Below are 14,137 nucleotides of genomic sequence, written 5' to 3' on the forward strand. Positions count from 1 at the left end.
GCGGCTGATGTCACAGCCTCCTCCGACTTGCAGCCGCACGCACCAGACCCCGCTCACCGGCGTTCATGGGGCAACGCCGCTTTCCTCCGGCCTGATCCGCCGGACAGGCCCAGCCGCGCTAGCCTGGAGCGTCAGACTCCAGCCAGCTCAGTGAGGGGCGCAAGGATCCCGTGCGCATCGCCAGATTCTCCATCGACGGGAACGTCGCCTTCGGCGCGGTCGAGGGTGACAGGCCGGACGAACTCGTCCTCGACATCATCAAGGGCATCCCGTTCGCGGACTTCGAGCTCTCCGGTACGAAGGTCCCGCTGAGCAAGGTACGGCTACTGCCACCGGTGCTGCCCAACAAGGTCGTGGCCTTCGGCCGCAACTACGCCGAGCACGCGAAAGAACTCGGCAACGAGGTGCCCGACGCCCCGTTCGCCTTCTTCAAGCCGTCCACCTCGGTGATCGGCTCCGGCGACGAGATCCAGTACCCCACCTTCTCCGCGGACCTGCACCACGAGGCCGAACTGGCCGTCGTCATCGGCCGCATGTGCCGCGAGGTCCCGCGCGAGCGCGTCAAGGACGTCATCCTCGGCTACACCTGCGCCAACGACATCACCGCCCGCGACGTCCAAAAGCGCGAGAAGCAGTGGGCGCGGGCCAAGGGCTTCGACACCTCCTGCCCGCTCGGCCCCTGGGTGGAGACCGACCTGGACCCGAGCGATCTAACGATCCAGCTCACGGTCAACGGCCAGCAGCGCCAGCTCGGCCGGACCAGCGAGATGATCCACCCGATCGAGGATCTGATCGTGAACATCTCCGAGGCCATGACGCTGCTCCCCGGCGACGTGATCCTCACGGGCACCCCGGCAGGCGTCGGGCCCCTCACCGTCGGCGACGAGGTCGCCGTCACCATCGAAGGCATCGGCACTCTCACCAACAAGGTTGTCAAGCGTGGCTAGCGCACCCGTCCGCGTACGTTTCTGCCCGTCGCCCACCGGTAACCCCCACGTGGGCCTGGTCCGCACGGCCCTGTTCAACTGGGCGTTCGCCCGGCACCACCAGGGCAGCGGTGCTCAATTCGTATTCCGTATCGAGGACACCGACGCGGCCCGCGACTCCGAGGAGTCCTACGAGCAGCTCCTCGACTCGATGCGCTGGCTCGGCTTCGACTGGGACGAGGGCCCCGAGGTCGGCGGCCCCCACGCGCCCTACCGCCAGTCGCAGCGCATGGACCTGTACAAGGACGTCGCGCAGAAGCTGATCGAGGGCGGTCACGCCTATTACTGCTACTGCTCCCAGGAGGAGCTGGACACCCGCCGCGAGGCCGCCCGCGCCGCAGGCCGGCCGTCCGGCTACGACGGCCACTGCCGTGACCTGACCGCACAGCAGGTCGCGGAGTACCAGGCCCAGGACCGCACCCCGATCGTCCGCTTCCGCATGCCCGACGAGACGATCACCTTCACGGACCTGGTCCGCGGCGAGCTGACGTTCACGCCGGAGAACGTCCCGGACTACGGCATCGTCCGCGCGAACGGCGCGCCCCTCTACACGCTCGTCAACCCGGTCGACGACGCCCTGATGGAGATCACCCACGTCCTGCGCGGCGAGGACCTGCTGTCCTCGACGCCCCGTCAGATCGCCCTGTACAAGGCGCTGATGGAGCTGGGCGTCGCAAAGCAGATCCCGTCCTTCGGCCACCTGCCGTACGTGATGGGCGAGGGCAACAAGAAGCTCTCCAAGCGGGACCCGCAGTCGTCGCTGAACCTCTACCGCGAGCGCGGCTTCCTGCCCGAGGGCCTCCTCAACTACCTTTCCCTCCTCGGCTGGTCGCTCTCCGCCGACCAGGACATCTTCACGATGGACGAGATGATCGCGGCCTTCGACATCGCGGACGTGAACCCCAACCCGGCCCGCTTCGACCTGAAGAAGTGCGAGGCGATCAACGGCGACCACATCCGCCTGCTGGACGTGAAGGACTTCACGGAGCGCTGCCGCCCGTGGCTCCAGGCCCCGTTCGCGCCGTGGGCCCCGGAGGCCTTCGACGAGGTGAAGTGGCAGGCGATCGCCCCGCACGCGCAGACCCGTCTCAAGGTCCTCTCCGAGATCACGGACAACGTCGACTTCCTGTTCCTCCCGGAGCCGGTCTTCGACGAGCCGTCCTGGACGAAGGCCATGAAGGAAGGCTCGGACGCCCTCCTGCGCACCGCTCGTGAGAAGCTCGAGTCGGCCGACTGGACGTCCCCGGACTCCCTGAAGGAGGCCGTCCTGGCCGCCGGCGAGACCCACGGCCTCAAGCTCGGCAAGGCCCAGGCCCCGGTCCGCGTGGCCGTCACCGGCCGCACGGTCGGCCTGCCCCTCTTCGAGTCCCTGGAGGTCCTGGGCAAGGAGAAGACGCTGACCCGGATCGACGCGGCGCTGGCGAGGCTCGCGGCGTAACCCGGGCACGCGTGAGGGGCGGCACCCGGGTCACCGGGGGCCGCCCCTCACGACATTCGTCATACGGCGTCGTTCTCGTCGATCAGGTAGGCGCTCTCGTCGAAGATCTCCACAACGACGACGACCATGATCGCGCCGGCCACCATGTACTCCAGCACCACACCGGGGGCCACGTACGCCTTGCGCAGATTCTCGTCAGGACCCAGCTGAGCGGTCGAGTGCTTGCGGAAGGGGTCACGGGCCAGTATCCGCACAGCCCTGTCCAACTGGGCCTGACGTTCTCCGGGCAGAGCGTCGTACGCCGCGCGGGCCTCGACGGTGAACTGGACGCGGTACTCGGTCATGGCTGTGGCTCGCTCTTTCGCTCGTCGGTCCCACCAAATTACGGCATGCCGGGCTGCGGGGGCTCCGGAAAGCGACGGACGAGGTCACCGGCACCGGGTTACCGTCAGATCATGAGCATCCGAGCCGTGATCTGGGACGTCGACGACACCCTCTTCGACTACACGACCGCGGACCGCGAGGGCATGCGCAGTCACCTGGCCGCCGAGGGCCTGCTCACCGGAGACGAGACTCCGGAGCAGGCCCTTCTGCGGTGGCGGCAGGTCACCGACGCCCAGTGGGCGCGCTTCGCGGCGGGTGAGGTGAGCTTCGAGGGGCAGCGGAGGGACCGCGTACGGGTCTTCCTGGGCGAGCAGCTGAGCGACACGGACGCCGACGCGTGGTTCGCGCGGTACATCACGCACTACGAGTCCGTGTGGGCCCTCTTCCCGGACGTCCTGCCGGTCCTGGACGCCCTCGCCGTGAGCCACCGACACGCCGTGCTGTCCAACTCGAGTATTCACGTTCAGGACCGCAAGCTGCGCGTGCTCGGCGTGCACGATCGCTTCGAGGTCATCCTGTGCGCAGCGGAGCTCGGCATGTCCAAACCGGAGGCCGGCGCCTTCCACGCGGCCTGCGACGCGCTGGAGCTCGCGCCGCACCAAGTGGCGTACGTGGGCGACCATCCGGAGATCGACGGACGGGGTGCCGCCGACGCCGGACTGCTGTCGGTGTGGATCAACCGGGACGGGGTGTACACCGGCGTCGACGCACCCGCCGGACCGCACCGGATCGCCTCCCTCACCGAACTACCGGCACTCCTCGGCACGGATAGTCGTTTTGGAGCCCCGTCCACCTTCGGGTAATGTTCTTCCTGCGCCGCCGCGGATCGGGCCGAAAGGCCGGACCCGGAGGAGCAAGCTAGAACAAGATCCCCTCAGGGGCTTGCGTTCCAGTGGCCTATGGTGTAATTGGCAGCACGACTGATTCTGGTTCAGTTAGTCTTGGTTCGAGTCCAGGTAGGCCAGCTCGCAGAGCTCATCTGCAAAAGCCCCCGTTGTGTAGCGGCCTAGCACGCTGCCCTCTCAAGGCAGTAGCGCCGGTTCGAATCCGGTCGGGGGTACTGATTCCGATCTTCTCGGGATCGCTAGGGCCCCCGTTGTGTAGCGGCCTAGCACGCCGCCCTCTCAAGGCGGTAGCGCCGGTTCGAATCCGGTCGGGGGTACTGACTGGTCTAAACCACATTGGTCTATGGTGTAATTGGCAGCACGACTGATTCTGGTTCAGTTAGTCTTGGTTCGAGTCCAGGTAGACCAGCTCGGACCTGCGGAAACGCAGAGTCCACGCCCCCGTTGTGTAGCGGCCTAGCACGCCGCCCTCTCAAGGCGGTAGCGCCGGTTCGAATCCGGTCGGGGGTACGTAGATCGATGGGCCTCCACTTCGGTGGGGGCCCATCGGCGTGTCCAAGTCCTCGACGCCGCACGGGTGTCCAATTCATCGCTTGCGCCCTCTCTTGGGGAGTGGCACTATCCAAGGGTGGATAGCGATGCTATCCAGCGATGGTGGATGGGGGACATCATGAGCAAACCGATCGAAGGGCGCATGACCGCCGCGAGCGAGGACGAGATCGTCGTCTTCCTCATCGGGATGCGCTTCAACAGCTTCATGTCGCCGCGGAGTTGGTGGCCGGTCGCCAGGGCCATGCCCGCCATGCTCGCGGAGCTCTCGCGCGAGAAGGGCGACGGACTGCTGGAGTACCAGTACCTGCTGGGCTTCCCGCGAGTGGTGTACCTCGTGCAGTACTGGGACTCGAAGGAGAAGCTCCTCGCGTACGCCTCGGCGCCGGACAAGCGGCACCGCCCGGCCTGGGCCGCCTTCAACCGGCGGCTGCGCGCGGGAAGGGGAAAGGTCGGCTTCTGGCACGAGACGTACGTCGTGCCCGCCGGGTCCTACGAGTCGGTCTACGTGAACATGCCCGAGTTCGGCCTGGGCCGGGCCACCGGAGTCGTGCCGGTCGCCCGGCGCGGCGACCGGGCGGCCGATCGACTCAAGGTGAAGTGAGCGGGACGGACGTCGGGGGACAGGGCCTGCCGCGGCGTTGAGGCGAGCCCTCTTCCCGATCGCCGGCCGCTGGTCAGCCGGTGCGGCGCAGGGCCTCGGAGAGGCGGGCGGCGGCGTCGATGACCGCCTGGGCGTGCATACGGCCCGGGTGGCGCGTCAGGCGCTCGATGGGGCCGGAGACCGAGACAGCGGCCACCACCCGGTTGGAGGGGCCGCGTACGGGCGCGGAGACGGAGGCGACGCCCGGCTCGCGCTCGCCGATGGACTGGGCCCAGCCCCGACGCCGTACGCCGGAGAGCGCCGTGGCCGTGAAGCGGGCGCCCTGGAGGCCGCGGTGCAGGCGCTCCGGCTCCTCCCAGGCCATCAGGATCTGGGCCGAGGAGCCGGCCTTCATCGTGAGCGTCGAGCCGACCGGAACCGTGTCCCGCAGGCCGGACAGGCGCTCCGCCGCGGCGACGCAGATACGCATGTCGCCCTGGCGGCGGTAGAGCTGCGCGCTCTCGCCCGTGATGTCACGGAGGTGGGTGAGCACCGGGCCTGCGGTGGCGAGGAGGCGGTCCTCACCCGCGGCCGCCGCCAGTTCCGCCAGGCGGGGGCCGAGAATGAAACGGCCCTGCATGTCGCGCGCCACCATGCGGTGGTGTTCCAGAGCCACGGCCAACCGGTGGGCCGTGGGTCGTGCCAGCCCGGTGGCCGAGACCAGACCCGCGAGGGTGGCCGGACCGGACTCCAGGGCGCTCAGGACAAGGGCTGCCTTGTCCAGAACGCCGACGCCGCTACTGTTGTCCATGCAACGATACTCGCGTCTCACTCTGTGAAACGCAAGTTCAATTTTCGGTGGAACACGCCACTCTTGAAGACACAGCGGCCCGCATTTCAAGGGGCCCGGCGGCGGATGCCCGAATACAGGGGCGCGGGCAGCTGTCTCCTCAAGATCTCTAGTTGGGCCGGAGCCGTTTTCCGGCCGGAGGGAAAGCGATGGGTAGGACACTCGCGGAGAAGGTCTGGGACGATCACGTCGTCCGGCGCGCCGAGGGCGAGCCCGACCTCCTCTTCATCGATCTGCACCTGCTGCACGAGGTGACCAGCCCGCAGGCCTTCGACGGCCTTCGCAAGAGCGGTCGCCGGGTGCGTCGACTCGACCTGACCATCGCCACCGAGGACCACAACACCCCGACCCTCGACATCGACAAGCCGATCGCGGACCCGGTCTCCCGCGTCCAGCTGGAGACGCTGCGCAAGAACTGCGCCGACTTCGGTGTGCGCCTGCACCCGCTCGGTGACGTCGAGCAGGGCGTCGTACACGTCGTCGGCCCGCAGCTGGGTCTGACGCAGCCGGGCATGACGGTCGTCTGCGGCGACTCGCACACCTCCACGCACGGTGCCTTCGGCGGCCTGGCCTTCGGCATCGGAACCTCCCAGGTCGAGCACGTGCTGGCCACGCAGACGCTGCCCATGGCCCGGCCCAAGACCATGGCCATCACCGTCAACGGCGAACTGCCCGACGGCGTCACCGCCAAGGACCTGATCCTGGCGATCATCGCCAGGATCGGTACGGGCGGCGGCCAGGGCTACGTCCTGGAGTACCGCGGCTCCGCCATCGAGAAGCTCTCGATGGAAGCCCGGATGACCATCTGCAACATGTCGATCGAGGCCGGCGCCCGCGCGGGCATGATCGCCCCCGACGAGACCACCTTCGCGTACCTCGATGGCCGCCCGCACGCCCCCAAGGGCGAGGACTGGGACGCGGCCGTCGCCTACTGGAAGACGCTGAGGACGGACGAGGACGCCGAGTTCGACGCCGAGGTCGTCATCGAGGCCGCCGAACTGTCGCCGTTCGTCACCTGGGGCACCAACCCCGGCCAGGGCGCGCCGCTTTCGGCCCACGTCCCCGATCCTGCTTCGTACGAAGACGCTTCGGAGCGCTTCGCCGCCGAAAAGGCCCTGGAATACATGGGGTTGGAGGCCGGACAGCCGCTGCGCTCCATCAAGGTGGACACCGTCTTCGTAGGCTCGTGCACCAACGGCCGTATCGAGGACCTGCGCGCTGCCGCGGAGATCATCAAGGACCGCAAAGTCGCCGACGGCGTACGGATGCTGGTCGTCCCGGGCTCCGCGCGCGTGGGTCTGCAGGCCGTCTCCGAGGGCCTGGACGTGGTCTTCAAGGAGGCCGGCGCCGAGTGGCGGCACGCGGGCTGTTCGATGTGTCTGGGCATGAACCCCGACCAGCTGGCCCCCGGTGAGCGCTCCGCGTCCACCTCCAACCGCAACTTCGAGGGCCGGCAGGGCAAGGGCGGTCGTACGCACCTGGTGTCGCCGCAGGTCGCGGCCGCTACGGCGGTGCTGGGCCACCTGGCCTCCCCGGCCGACCTGTCCGACGCCGAGACCCGTACGCCCGCTGGAGTCTGATCAGTCATGGAAGCATTCACCACGCACACCGGCCGGGCCGTCCCGCTGCGCCGCAGCAACGTCGACACCGACCAGATCATCCCCGCCCACTGGCTCAAGAAGGTGACCAGGGACGGTTTCGAGGACGGGCTGTTCGAGGCCTGGCGCAAGGACCCGTCGTTCGTCCTCAACCAGCCCGAGCGGCAGGGCGCCACCGTGCTGGTCGCCGGCCCCGACTTCGGCACCGGCTCCTCCCGTGAGCACGCCGTCTGGGCGCTGCAGAACTACGGCTTCAAGGCGGTCATCTCCTCTCGCTTCGCGGACATCTTCCGCGGCAACTCGCTCAAGAACGGCCTGCTCACGGTGGTTCTGGAGCAGAAGATCGTGGATGCGCTGTGGGAGCTCACCGAGAAGGACGTGCAAGCTGAGGTCACTGTGGACCTTGAGGCTCGTGAGGTGCGCGCCGAGGGCATCACGGCCGCCTTCGAACTCGACGAGAACGCCCGTTGGCGGCTGCTGAACGGGCTGGACGACATCTCCATCACCCTCCAGAACGAGGCCGACATCGCCGCCTACGAGGCCAAGCGGCCGTCGTACAAGCCGCGGACGCTTCAGGTCTGACGCTTCAGGGCCGGAACACGTCGAGTTTCGGCCACCGGAAGATCCCTTCAGTACCCCCGATCAGCCCGATCGGGGGTACTGCCGTGTCTGCACCCGAACGGCCCCGCCTGCGTCGACGCGGCTTGTCAACTTCCCACGTTACGACGGCTGTTGCCGGGGTACGCGAGGTGTGTGACCGCGGCTTCCGCGGACGCCCGAGAGGCCGTTTGAGGCGGCAGTTGCACCCTGAGCAGGCGACAACTCGCCCCAGATGGCACAATCTGTGCATGGAACACGACGGCCAACTCCAGCTCTATGCGGCAGTCGCGGACCAACTCAAGGAAGCGCACGCAAGAGTGCGCGCACTGCAAGTCCCGGAGGGCGTACGGATGGCGCTGACCCGGAAGCTGCTGGTCATTACGGCCGCGGCCAAGCACGATCTCGCCGAAGCGACAAGGCGTCTGGAGAGGTTCAACGCGGACCTCGACGAGGGGCGAATCCCCGACGAGGAACGCTGAGACACATCTGAGACTGCTGAGTCTGTTGCGGCACGAGGGTGATAAGCCCGTTTCGTGTTTGATTTGCGGTATATATCTGCCTAACGTGCGAAAAAGCTTGAACACTTTCGTTCTGGCGATGTCTCCGAAGGGGAAGACGTGAACAAGGCGCAGCTCGTAGAAGCGATTGCCGACAAGATGGGCGGCCGCCAGCAGGCTGCCGATGCTGTCGACCACGTACTGGACGCCATCGTCCGCGCGGTGGTCGGGGGTGAGCGGGTCTCGGTCACCGGCTTCGGTTCGTTCGAGAAGGTCGACCGTCCGGCTCGGTACGCCCGTAACCCTCAGACAGGCGAGCGGGTTCGGGTCAAGAAGACCTCCGTACCGCGTTTCCGCGCGGGCCAGGGCTTCAAGGACCTGGTCAGCGGCTCGAAGAAGCTCCCGCGCGGTGGCGAAGTCGCCGTCAAGAAGGCGCCGAAGGGCAGCCTGACCGGTGCCGCGGCGCCGACGGTCAAGAAGGCCGCCGCCAAGAAGACCACCAAGGCGGCAGCAGCGAAGCGGACCACGGCGAAGAAGGCGGCGCCCGCGAAGCGGACCACGGCCGCCGCGAAGAAGGCCACCGCCAAGAAGACGACCGCCAAGAAGACCACGGCGGCCGCCAAGAAGACCACCGCGGCGAAGAAGACCACCGCCAAGAAGGCGACGGCCAAGAAGGCCCCGGCGAAGAAGGCCCCGGCCAAGAAGTCGACGGGCCGCTCGACCACCGCCAAGAAGGCCACCTCCCGCACCAGGTAGGGGCACAGGGGCACTCACGCGCCGGGCCGGACTCCCCAGGGAGCCCGGCCCGCGGCGCGTCTACGGGGGCTCGGTGCGGGGGTTCAGAGCGTCTGCAGCGTCACCAGGGTGATCCGGGGGCTGTCCTTGGCGCCCTCCACCTCGATCCGCACCCGCTGCCCGGGCCGCAGCAGCCGCAGCCCGCCCGCGTCGAACGCGGCGGCGTCGAAGGGGACGGGAGTGCCGTCGTCGAGCAGCACGCTGCCGCTGCGCGTCTCGGCGTCGTACGTGTATGCGGTCGCCTGCATGACAGCAGCCTACTGCCCGGGTATCAGCAGCCGCGCGGCCTGCGCGGCCGTCCGTGGACCCACCCCCAGCGCCAGCGCGGCCCGCAGGTCGTCACCGGTGTCCACGTCCTGCCGTACGGAATCCACCGCGTCGAGGACGAGTTCCACGGCCCCGGAGGCGCGATGGCGGGCCCGGGAATCCGTGCCGAAGGCGGGCAGCAATTCCTGGTCTTCCCGGGCGGCCAGCAGAGTGGTGCCAATTGCGGCGGCATCCGGGAGAAAAGCACGGGGGAATTCCGCTGCCGCGTCCAGAACCCGGGCCAATTCCAGCGGGCGCAGCGCCGGAAGATCGGCGTTCAGGGCGGCCACGGCGCTGTCGGGGCGCGAAGCGCGGACGACGGCCGCCGCGTACGCCAGGGCCGTGTTGAGGCCGCCGCTCGGTTCGTCGGCGACGATCCGGGCGCCCAACGAGCCCAGTTCCCGGCCGGCCAGGGCGTCGTCCGTGACGACCGCCACATCCTTCACCGCCGGGCAGGCCAGCGCGGCCGCGACGGTGTCCTGGGCGAACGCGAGGGCCAGGCCGGGGCGCAGCCCGTCGGCGGCGGTGTCCGAGAGCCTGCTCTTGGCCCGCGTCAGAGGCTTCAGGGGTATGACCAAGGTCCACTGCACCAGCGTTCCGTCCCTCTCTTGTCGCGGCCATTGTCACTCAGCCGTCACCAGGGCCATCTGGTGGGCGCGGCACCGGGGCGTACGGTGTTCTCGACAGACCGGCGGCCTGGGGCGACACTTGTGCGGCCCCCAGGCCCTAGAGGAAGGTGTCCGCGTGCCCCGCCGCAGAATCGGGTTCTGGTACCGCTTCGCAGCGGTCCTGTGCAAACCGCCGCTGGTGGTGCTGATCAAGCGGGACTGGCGCGGAATGGAGCACATTCCGGCCGAGGGCGGATTTATCACCGCGGTGAACCACAATTCGCACATCGATCCCTTCGCTTACGCGCACTTCCAGTACAACACCGGTCGTGTTCCGCGATTCCTGGCGAAGGCCAGTCTTTTCACCAAGGGATTCGTGGCCGCCGCGATGCGCGGCACCGGACAGATCCCCGTCTACCGCGAGAGCACCGACGCGCTCAGCGCCTTCCGGGCCGCGATCGACGCCGTGGAGCGCGGCGAGTGCGTCGCCTTCTACCCCGAGGGCACCCTCACCCGCGACCCGAACGGCTGGCCCATGACCGGCAAGACGGGTGCCGCCCGGGTCGCCCTGCAGACCAAGTGCCCGGTGATCCCGGTCGCCCAGTGGGGCGCCAACGAACTGCTGCCGCCGTACGCCAAGAAGCCCGACATCCTTCCGCGCAAGACCCACCACGTGCTCGCGGGCCCCCCGGTGGACCTCACGCGCTTCTACGACAAGGAGATGACCCCGGAGCTCCTGAAGGAGGCGACGGAGGTCATCATGGCCGCCATCACCCGCCAGCTGGAGCAGATCCGCGGCGAGAAGGCGCCCACGACGCCCTACGACCCGCGACGGGAGCGGATCGAGCAGCGGCGCCGGACACGGGCGAAGAACAAGGGCAAGCAGGCAGAAGGGCAGGGCACGTGAGCAAGCCGGTCAAGGCGGCGGTCTTCAGCGCCGGTTCGTGGGGCACGGCGTTCGGCATGGTGCTCGCCGACGCGGGGTGCGAGGTCACCCTGTGGGCACGCCGGGCGGAGGTCGCGGAAGCGATCAACTCCACCCGGACGAACCCCGACTACTTTCCCGGCATCGAGCTGCCGGAGCACATGCGGGCCACCACGGACGCGGCCGACGCCGCCGCCGGCGCCGACTTCACGATCCTGTCCGTCCCCTCGCAGACGCTGCGCGCCAACCTCGCCGAGTGGACGCCGCTGCTCGCGCCGAACACGATCCTCGTCTCGCTCATGAAGGGCGTCGAACTCGGTTCCGCCATGCGGATGAGCGAGGTCATCGAGGACGTCGCCAAGGTGGGGCAGGACCGCGTCGCCGTGGTCACCGGGCCCAACCTGGCCCGCGAGATCGCCGCGCGGATGCCGGCCGCCGCCGTGGTCGCCTGCACCGACGAGGCCGTCGCCCAGCGGCTCCAGGCCGCCTGCCACACGCCGTACTTCCGGCCGTACACCAACACGGACGTGGTGGGCTGCGAACTGGGCGGCGCGGTCAAGAACGTCATCGGCCTCGCCGTGGGCATCGCGGACGGCATGGGACTCGGCGACAACGCCAAGGGCTCGCTCATCACGCGCGGCCTCGCGGAGACCACCCGGCTGGGCCTCGTCATGGGCGCCGACCCGCTCACCTTCTCCGGACTCGCGGGCCTGGGTGACCTGGTGGCGACCTGCTCCTCGCCGCTGTCCCGCAACCACACCTTCGGCACCAACCTCGGCAAGGGCATGACCCTTCAGGAGACGATCGCGGTCACCAAGCAGACCGCCGAGGGCGTCAAGTCCTGTGAGTCCGTGCTGGATCTGGCCCGCCGGCACGGCGTCGACATGCCCATCACGGAGACGGTCGTGGGAATCGTCCATGAGGGCAAGCCCCCGGTGGTGGCTCTCAAGGAGCTGATGTCGCGCAGCGCGAAGGCGGAACGACGCTGAGCTACGGCAGCCAAATGGCCGCCAAGTGGTCGCTGACCAATCGGATACCAGCGGGTACTCTCAACGCGATATGAGCACCGAGAACCTCCCCCAGAGCCCTGAGCAGCCGCCTCGCAAGCCGCGCGTGGCCGTCGTGTTCGGCGGGCGCAGCTCCGAACACGGGATCTCCGTGGTCACCGCCGGCGCCGTCCTCAAGGCCATCGACCGGACGAAGTACGACGTCCTGCCGATCGGCATCACCCAGGACGGCCGCTGGGCGCTCACCGCCGACGAACCGGAACGCATGGCGATCACCGAGCGCCGTACGCCGAACGTCGAGGAGCTGGCCGAGTCGAGGGAGGGCGGCGTGGTGCTCCCCGTCGACCCCGGCAACCGCGAAGTCGTCTACAGCGAGCCCGGATCGGTGCCCAAGGCGCTCGGCGAGGTCGACGTGGTCTTCCCCGTCCTGCACGGCCCGTACGGCGAGGACGGCACCCTCCAGGGCCTCCTGGAGCTGTCCGGCGTGCCGTACGTCGGTTCGGGCGTGCTCGCCTCGGCCGTCGGCCAGGACAAGGAGTACATGAAGCGGGTGTTCACCTCCTTCGGGCTCAGGGTCGGTCCGTACGTGGTGATCCGGCCGCGCGAGTGGGAGCGCGACGAGTCCGCCGCCCGCAAGAAGATCGTCGACTTCGCCGGGGAGCACGGCTGGCCGCTGTTCGTGAAGCCCGCGCGCGCGGGCTCGTCGATCGGCATCACCAAGGTCGACGACCTGGCGGGGCTCGACGAGGCGATCGCCGAGGCGCAGCGGCACGACCCGAAGATCCTCGTGGAGGCGGCGCTGCGCGGCCGCGAGATCGAGTGCGGGGTGCTGGAGTTCGAGGACGGGCCCCGGGCGAGCGTGCCCTCGGAGATCCCGCCGGCGGACGCGCACGCGTACTACGACTTCGAGGCGAAGTACATCGACTCCACACCCGGTGTCGTGCCCGCCCCGCTGACCGAGGAGCAGACCGCCGAGGTGCGGCGGCTGGCGGTGGAGGCCTTCGAGGCCGCGTCCTGCGAGGGCCTGGTCCGCGCGGACTTCTTCCTCACCGAGGACGGCGAGTTCGTGATCAACGAGATCAACACGATGCCCGGCATGACACCGATCTCGATGTACCCGCAGATGTGGCAGGCGAGCGGGGTCGCTTACCCGGAGCTGGTGGATCGTCTGATCCAGGCGGCGTTGCGCCGGTCGACGGGCCTGCGCTGACCCTCGTACACCTCAGTCGGCGATCCCTTCGGGGATCGCCTTCTTGATCGCCGGGGCCAGGTCGATCAGCACCCCCGAGCTGTCGGGCCCCTTGGGCACCCGGACCTCGACGTAGGCCTCGCGGTTGGCGGTCGTGAAGCGGTACCCGCCGTCGCCCTGCTCCTCCATCAGCCAGTCGACCCCGTTCACTCCACCGGCCACCGCGTCCGGGTCCGCTCCCTCGGCGACCTTCGGGTCGATCATCTTCGGCGGCTGTACGACACCGCAGCGAAGTATGATCGCCGGGCTGCCCCAGCCCGCCGTCAGCGCCGACGCGGGCTCGGGATCGTCGCGACTCTCACCGTCCACCTTCGCCGGCAGTACCTTGTCCAGGTTCCGGCACAGTTTCGCGACCGAGTGGTCCGGACTGGGAACCGCCGCCGACGCGCTGTCGTCTGCTGAGGAGCAGCCCGCGACGGTGATCAGCAGAGCGACAGCGGGCAGGCGGATGACCGAGCGGTGCCGGTGACGGAACGAGTTCACCGGCACAGGGTAGACGGGGGCTACAGATGGACGACCGGGCAGGTCAGGGTGCGGGTGATGCCGTCCACTTGCTGGACCTTCGCGACCACCATGCGACCGAGATCGTCGACCGTGTCCGCCTGGGCACGCACAATCACGTCATACGGTCCTGTCACGTCCTCGGCCTGGATGACTCCAGGGATCTTGCTGATCGTTTCGGCGACGGTCGACGCCTTGCCGACCTCCGTCTGGATCAGGATGTACGCCTGTACCACGGAACCTCCAGGGCGGCCACGAGGATCATGTGGGGAAAAGGAACGCCACGGTATCGCGTCGCCGCTCGTCGCGGGGAGACCTGCGGGGACCGGGGCTCGCGCGCCGGGGTGCGGGCACGACAGAAGTTGACGGTCACCTCGACCGTATCGAGGACACTGGTGACGCGCGAGCGGGCACGG

At 68.7% G+C, this 14,137-nt stretch carries 17 protein-coding genes and 5 tRNA genes; 16 read left to right on the forward strand and 6 right to left on the reverse strand.

The genetic code is table 11. From position 1 onward, the window contains the following. Nucleotides 1-170: 170 nt before the first annotated feature. On the forward strand, nt 171-947 hold the full coding sequence (locus Q4V64_RS37495) for a fumarylacetoacetate hydrolase family protein (protein ID WP_124438976.1): 777 nt from the start codon (nt 171-173) through the stop codon (nt 945-947). Then, on the forward strand, nt 931-2,424 hold the full coding sequence (gene gltX / locus Q4V64_RS37500; protein ID WP_124438975.1) for a glutamate--tRNA ligase: 1,494 nt from the start codon (nt 931-933) through the stop codon (nt 2,422-2,424). The genes Q4V64_RS37495 and gltX overlap by 17 nt, the downstream gene beginning before the upstream one ends. Nucleotides 2,425-2,483: 59 nt before the next feature. On the opposite strand, the gene Q4V64_RS37505 is transcribed toward gltX, so the two are convergent. Continuing rightward, a complete protein-coding gene (locus Q4V64_RS37505) occupies nt 2,484-2,768 on the reverse strand; it encodes a hypothetical protein (RefSeq protein ID WP_124438974.1) in 285 nt (94 codons plus the stop codon). A gap of 111 nt (nt 2,769-2,879) precedes the next feature. Between Q4V64_RS37505 and Q4V64_RS37510 the strand changes: the two genes are divergently transcribed. The 7 genes from Q4V64_RS37510 to Q4V64_RS37540 all read left to right on the forward strand — a co-directional run bounded on the left by Q4V64_RS37510 (nt 2,880) and on the right by Q4V64_RS37540 (nt 4,806). After that, nucleotides 2,880-3,611, forward strand: coding sequence for an HAD family hydrolase (locus tag Q4V64_RS37510; protein WP_124438973.1), 732 nt, complete (start codon nt 2,880-2,882; stop codon nt 3,609-3,611). Between the two features lie 90 nt (nt 3,612-3,701). Beyond that, nucleotides 3,702-3,773, forward strand: a tRNA-Gln gene (locus Q4V64_RS37515). 22 nt (nt 3,774-3,795) lie between these two features. After that, nucleotides 3,796-3,868: transfer RNA gene (locus Q4V64_RS37520), tRNA-Glu, on the forward strand. A 29-nt stretch (nt 3,869-3,897) separates the two neighbouring features. Further along, nucleotides 3,898-3,970, forward strand: a tRNA-Glu gene (locus Q4V64_RS37525). A gap of 20 nt (nt 3,971-3,990) precedes the next feature. Beyond that, nucleotides 3,991-4,062, forward strand: a tRNA-Gln gene (locus tag Q4V64_RS37530). A 28-nt stretch (nt 4,063-4,090) separates the two neighbouring features. After that, nucleotides 4,091-4,163, forward strand: a tRNA-Glu gene (locus tag Q4V64_RS37535). 160 nt (nt 4,164-4,323) lie between these two features. After that, nucleotides 4,324-4,806, forward strand: a complete 483-nt coding sequence (locus Q4V64_RS37540) for a DUF4188 domain-containing protein (RefSeq protein WP_253266855.1) — start codon at nt 4,324-4,326, stop codon at nt 4,804-4,806. A gap of 73 nt (nt 4,807-4,879) precedes the next feature. Here Q4V64_RS37540 and ndgR read toward each other — a convergent pair whose 3' ends face one another. Further along, nucleotides 4,880-5,596 carry an IclR family transcriptional regulator NdgR gene (ndgR, locus tag Q4V64_RS37545; RefSeq protein WP_093910054.1) on the reverse strand — a complete coding sequence of 239 codons (717 nt, stop codon included), beginning with the start codon at nt 5,594-5,596 and terminating at the stop codon, nt 4,880-4,882. A 188-nt stretch (nt 5,597-5,784) separates the two neighbouring features. On the opposite strand from ndgR, the gene leuC reads away from it, so the two are divergent. The 4 genes from leuC to Q4V64_RS37565 all read left to right on the forward strand — a co-directional run bounded on the left by leuC (nt 5,785) and on the right by Q4V64_RS37565 (nt 9,086). Then, complete coding sequence (gene leuC, locus Q4V64_RS37550) at nt 5,785-7,215, forward strand: 3-isopropylmalate dehydratase large subunit (RefSeq protein ID WP_124438972.1); 1,431 nt, start codon at nt 5,785-5,787, stop codon at nt 7,213-7,215. A gap of 6 nt (nt 7,216-7,221) precedes the next feature. Continuing rightward, on the forward strand, nt 7,222-7,815 hold the full coding sequence (gene leuD / locus Q4V64_RS37555) for a 3-isopropylmalate dehydratase small subunit (protein ID WP_124438971.1): 594 nt from the start codon (nt 7,222-7,224) through the stop codon (nt 7,813-7,815). A gap of 266 nt (nt 7,816-8,081) precedes the next feature. Then, nucleotides 8,082-8,312, forward strand: coding sequence for a hypothetical protein (locus Q4V64_RS37560; protein ID WP_124438970.1), 231 nt, complete (start codon nt 8,082-8,084; stop codon nt 8,310-8,312). A 138-nt stretch (nt 8,313-8,450) separates the two neighbouring features. Further along, nucleotides 8,451-9,086, forward strand: coding sequence for an HU family DNA-binding protein (locus Q4V64_RS37565; RefSeq protein WP_124438969.1), 636 nt, complete (start codon nt 8,451-8,453; stop codon nt 9,084-9,086). 83 nt (nt 9,087-9,169) lie between these two features. Here the strand turns inward: Q4V64_RS37565 and Q4V64_RS37570 are convergent, their stop codons facing one another. Both Q4V64_RS37570 and cofC read right to left on the reverse strand, forming a co-directional pair. Beyond that, nucleotides 9,170-9,373 (reverse strand): hypothetical protein, encoded by a 204-nt coding sequence (locus Q4V64_RS37570; protein ID WP_124438968.1) that lies wholly within the window; start codon nt 9,371-9,373, stop codon nt 9,170-9,172. A gap of 9 nt (nt 9,374-9,382) precedes the next feature. Beyond that, nucleotides 9,383-10,021 (reverse strand): 2-phospho-L-lactate guanylyltransferase, encoded by a 639-nt coding sequence (gene cofC, locus Q4V64_RS37575; protein ID WP_124438967.1) that lies wholly within the window; start codon nt 10,019-10,021, stop codon nt 9,383-9,385. A gap of 154 nt (nt 10,022-10,175) precedes the next feature. Here cofC and Q4V64_RS37580 point away from each other — a divergent pair, with 154 nt between their 5' ends. The 3 genes from Q4V64_RS37580 to Q4V64_RS37590 all read left to right on the forward strand — a co-directional run bounded on the left by Q4V64_RS37580 (nt 10,176) and on the right by Q4V64_RS37590 (nt 13,181). Beyond that, nucleotides 10,176-10,946 carry a lysophospholipid acyltransferase family protein gene (locus Q4V64_RS37580; protein ID WP_124438966.1) on the forward strand — a complete coding sequence of 257 codons (771 nt, stop codon included), beginning with the start codon at nt 10,176-10,178 and terminating at the stop codon, nt 10,944-10,946. Beyond that, complete coding sequence (locus tag Q4V64_RS37585; RefSeq protein WP_124438965.1) at nt 10,943-11,953, forward strand: NAD(P)H-dependent glycerol-3-phosphate dehydrogenase; 1,011 nt, start codon at nt 10,943-10,945, stop codon at nt 11,951-11,953. The genes Q4V64_RS37580 and Q4V64_RS37585 overlap by 4 nt, the downstream gene beginning before the upstream one ends. A 70-nt stretch (nt 11,954-12,023) precedes the next feature. Further along, nucleotides 12,024-13,181, forward strand: coding sequence for a D-alanine--D-alanine ligase family protein (locus tag Q4V64_RS37590; protein ID WP_124438964.1), 1,158 nt, complete (start codon nt 12,024-12,026; stop codon nt 13,179-13,181). Between the two features lie 12 nt (nt 13,182-13,193). On the opposite strand, the gene Q4V64_RS37595 is transcribed toward Q4V64_RS37590, so the two are convergent. Next, complete coding sequence (locus Q4V64_RS37595) at nt 13,194-13,703, reverse strand: DUF3515 domain-containing protein (protein ID WP_124438963.1); 510 nt, start codon at nt 13,701-13,703, stop codon at nt 13,194-13,196. A gap of 20 nt (nt 13,704-13,723) precedes the next feature. Continuing rightward, nucleotides 13,724-13,957, reverse strand: a complete 234-nt coding sequence (locus Q4V64_RS37600; RefSeq protein WP_003997603.1) for an Lrp/AsnC ligand binding domain-containing protein — start codon at nt 13,955-13,957, stop codon at nt 13,724-13,726. Nucleotides 13,958-14,137: the final 180 nt, after the last annotated feature.

This window comes from Streptomyces sp. NL15-2K, assembly GCF_030551255.1.
In the GTDB taxonomy this organism is placed as follows: domain Bacteria; phylum Actinomycetota; class Actinomycetes; order Streptomycetales; family Streptomycetaceae; genus Streptomyces.